Raw genomic sequence first — 4,559 nt, forward strand, 5'->3', positions numbered from 1 at the left:
GCTGAAGCTCCCGAAGGTGGAGGGTAAAAATTTTTCCCTCCTTTTTATTGCGTATTGCGCAATAGTCTTTTCATTTGCTGAAGCTCCCGGAGGTGGAGGATGAAATTTTTCTCTTTTATTGCGTATTGCGCAATAGTAGTTTCATTTGCTGAAGCTCCTGGAGGTGGAGGATGAAATTTTTCTCTTTTATTGCGTATTGCGCAATAGTAGTTTCATTTGCTCAAGCTCCTGGAGGTGGATGGTGGAATTTTCCTTTTATTGCGCAATACGCAATAGTCATTTCATTTGCTCAAGCTCCCGGAGGTGGAGGATGAAATTTTTCTTTTTTATTGCGTATTGCGCAATAGTAGTTTCATTTGCTGAAGCTCCCGGAGGTGGATGGTGAAATTTTTCCTTTTATTGCGTATAGAGCAATAGTATTTTCATTTGCTGAAGCTCCCGGAGATGGATGGTGAAATTTTTCTCTTTTATTGCGTATAGAGCAATAGTATTTTCATTTGCTGAAGCTCCCGGAGATGGATGGTGAAATTTTTCTCTCCTTTATTGCGTATAGAGCAATATTAAATCGTTTCTATAATAGGTTTGGTTAACTTATAGGAATTTATTCAAATGGATAATGATAATTTAGAAATTCCAAATATTTCTATGCAACGAAATAACTCTTCAATCAGTCTTGATGTAAATAGGGATGCTTTTACAGAGTTCGTAGTTTCTCTTCTAGGCAAACCTGAGTCAGTTGAGGGATATGTAGAAGGTGCATTTGAGATAGATTTTCCAGGGTTTCAAAAGCTTAATTACATAATAGATGACAGAATAACAGAGCAGAACCAGTCTATGTTGGTAGAATTTAGAGCTAAGTTATTTTTCAATGATAATTCTTCACTTTCATTTAGTGGTATTAAGAGTTTTCAGGAATACGAAAAGAAACAACGAAAAAATTTGATTTGTACAGGCTTTATATTTACTTGGGTTTACCTTGTTGAATTCCATGATAAAAAAGTTCCAGAGAAGCAGGAAATATCGGTATTCTCAGTAGAGGAAGATACTCCTTCTTCAGCAAAATCAGAAAGTAGAAAGAAGAAGTTAATTTCTCAGATATTCGATGTTGGCTTTGTAGATCAAATACCTAAAATTAGTTATCTTATCAGATTTACTAATCAAGGCTGGGGAATTGAAATTGCCGAGATTGTCCGTAACTACATTATAGGTTTTGTCAAGATAGTAGATGTGCCTTTTGCTGGCTTCAGGCGAAAAGTTATGGAAAACCCTATAGTGCTTCAAATTCCTTCTTTGATTCTTGGCTTTTTACTATCTCTTGTACTCTTGTGGATATATTCGCAGGAAAGTTTAATAAGTTGTTGGAATTTTTCAGGTAAAATAGGTCAGTTTGTAGGNGCGAAAAGTTATGGAAAACCCTATAGTGCTTCAAATTCCTTCTTTGATTCTTGGCTTTTTACTATCTCTTGTACTCTTGTGGATATATTCGCAGGAAAGTTTAATAAGTTGTTGGAATTTTTCAGGTAAAATAGGTCAGTTTGTAGGAGACAATGTACTACCTGGAAAAAAATTAGACTTTCTTATTAATTTTTTTAATACTTGCAAAGTAATAGATTCAAAAAATGATCTTCTATTATTTCCTCTTGCTTTCTTTTCTTTTTTTACCTCTCTTCTATTCGCTCAATTGATTCTTAGGTTAATTAAATTACCTACTTATCGTTTTCTTCTTTTTACTGAAGAATCAAAGAAGGAAAGAGAAAAATATTTTACTAGAATTAGTTGGTGGAGAAATTTTTGGTTAATAACCGTGGGTGTAGGTTCGATTCTTGCATTTTTGAACCGTATTCTAGGGAACTACCTTTTAGAATGGTTGGGTAATGTTGGGTAATATTTTCGGCTAACCCTGCTAATAAAATATTAGTTGTGAGAATAGTGAAATCTTCTACAAATAACCAATTACAAAGCATAATAATTTCACGATTTTCTTAACACCAATTCCGCCACTAAGGGCAAATGATCTGAACCTGTAGATGGCAAAACTTCAGCAGACTGAGAAACCCAATGATTTGAATACCAAATATAGTCAATTCTAAACAGAGGATAATCCAATTTCCAGGTGGAATTTGGAATCAAAAAATCCAGACGCCAACCCGCAGGCCAAGTTAAACCTAAACCTATTCCTGATACTCTCCAAGAATCTGTTAATACTTGTTTTAAATAATAGTAATCCTGAGATTGTTCGCTCATATTAAAATCACCCGCTACAATAACAGGCAAAGTTTCTTTTTTTAGTCGTTCTATTAAGTCTTGAATTTCTGCTGTTCGCTCAGAAAATTCATACACTGGAATTGTCAAAAAGGGTAAAATTTTCCGAAGTCGAATCCAAGGTGAAATTGTTTGAATATTGTAGACAATTATTAGCTGTTGCTTAATTTTAATAATAGCTCTTTGTTGAACTTCTGAATGACCTGCTAAGTGTAGATTTTCTTTAAATTCTATGGGATATTTGCTGAGAATTGCTGCTCTATAACCTTTAAGATCGTCTGAGGTTTGATAAGGATATTCAGCTTTTAATTTAGGAAAGGATTTTCTAATGTGATTTCTGGTAATTTCTTGTAAAAATACTATGTCTGGTTTTTCTTGTTTGATTCTTTCTACTAGAGTTTCCGGTTCAGTCTTATGCCAGCTATTATTTAAGGAGAAAATTTTGAGAGGTTGAGCATTTACTGCAGAAATTGTTTCAGGAGAAAAGGAAATTGTTTGAGGAGAAAAATATTTTGTATGTAGCCAACCCATAAGTAGCAGACAAGCGATAGATGAAATTATACAAAACCAACGTTTTTTGATAACTAAAAATGCCGGGAGTGGCAGGATTAATATTGGTAAAAGAATTAAGGGAATAAAATTTCCAACTAAAGCTATTAACCAGAATTTATCCCAGAATATTAGTCGGAGTATCAAGTAAATTAAAATTAATCCTGAATAACTATAGACAAATACTTTGGTAATTCTTTGCAAAAGTAAGAATAGATTCATTGTCTTTGATGAGATATTCAATTGTTTTATCTGTATGAAGGAAATAGAAAAATTTTAACTTTAACCGTCCTTCTTAACTATGAGTATAAACCTATCTATAGATGGATGATTTAATGACTAGAAAATGAGGTCTCAAATCTCCCTTTTAAATTTATCCCTTATCCTAATACTCCTGAAAAACTTGTAGAGATATTGGGATAGGAATAGAGTATTCATCACGGAAAAGCCTTTAATTAAATAGGTTTATTCTACCAAAATATCCAGTTAATGGCAAATACATAACTTCTTTCCATAGGTTTTAAAGAGGATAAAAACAATAAATTTTAGTATTTTACACCTCCTAATTTAGTAGGATGTACTGTTAACAGTTAACTGATATAACTGAAATAACGTTCTTCTCTATACATACGCAGACCATAATTTCCAGCAGGAGTTGCTTGTAATTCTTGAATTACTGTTGCCATTTCCGAAGGAAGTTCTGACAATGGTTGAGGTTTCATAAAATGTTCTGACGGCATTAACACAGGAGCAGATAGAGCGGCAAAAGTTAAATCTGCTGCGGAAAAATTATCTCCTACTAAATATGAATGACCGTCAGATAATCGTTGACTAACTAAGTCAAAAACTTCCTGAATTTCTGCCAGAGATTTTGCTGCATTTTCGGCTGTTAGCTGAAATTTTTTCTGTAATAAATTGGAAAGGAAAGGAAAAAGAATTATAAATCCAATTTGTTCATACCAAGGAGTATTTGTACACCAACCTCTACGCATAGCTTGACGATCTTTTACCTTATAAAAATATCCCCAATTTCTCACAGCAACACCTAATTTTTCATCAAATAAATCTTCTAGTTCTTCAACTTCTTTCCGTAATTCTGGAATATCTGGATATAATTTTTTATCTTGTGGTGCTATGCCATTCAGGTAATGCAAAATATCAGTTGAATCAACAAAATTACCATGATTTTCTGTAGCTAAAACTGGAACACTACTACCATCATATTTGAGAGTAGCAATTCTATGAAAAACAGGAACATGAGGTTCTTCGGTGTAATTAATTTTTAGCCTGTCTAATGCCCAACGAGCTTTTTCAGAGAAATGTCTGATAGGAATAGTAATTAGACGATAATTTTGGCAATTCATAAATTTTTTCCTTGTTGATTATTTCTATAGCAATTAGGGAACGAGGATAAGGATACTGGGAATAGGGAATAGAGAAGAAGACAAAAATGATTAATATGGTAACTGCTCTATTCTATCCTTTCAAGGAAAACATTAATTCTCACGTCTGATTCTTCATTGCTATATAATTGCTAACAAAAAACAGTTGAAATTAAGGAAATATATTTGGTTTATGACTTCTAGCTGATCACGAGATTTACTAATAAGTTTTCTCTTTTTCCTTCTTCATTCTTCCTCCTTTCTTTTTCCTTCTTTAAAACAGCTTCCCTAAAACCTAATACTACTAAAATATTAGATAGTGTTAGAAATACTTCAGCACTGCAAGGAAATATATTTGGTTTATGA

The 4,559-nt window shown here is 33.0% G+C and carries 2 protein-coding genes; both read right to left on the reverse strand.

The annotated features are described in order from the left end of the window. Nucleotides 1-1,971: 1,971 nt before the first annotated feature. On the reverse strand, nt 1,972-3,033 hold the full coding sequence (locus tag AFK68_RS09285; protein WP_094672473.1) for an endonuclease/exonuclease/phosphatase family protein: 1,062 nt from the start codon (nt 3,031-3,033) through the stop codon (nt 1,972-1,974). Between the two features lie 368 nt (nt 3,034-3,401). Then, on the reverse strand, nt 3,402-4,175 hold the full coding sequence (locus tag AFK68_RS09290; RefSeq protein ID WP_094672474.1) for a glutathione S-transferase family protein: 774 nt from the start codon (nt 4,173-4,175) through the stop codon (nt 3,402-3,404). Nucleotides 4,176-4,559: the final 384 nt, after the last annotated feature.

Source organism: Hydrocoleum sp. CS-953 (assembly GCF_002260545.1).
Classification (GTDB): domain Bacteria; phylum Cyanobacteriota; class Cyanobacteriia; order Cyanobacteriales; family Microcoleaceae; genus Trichodesmium.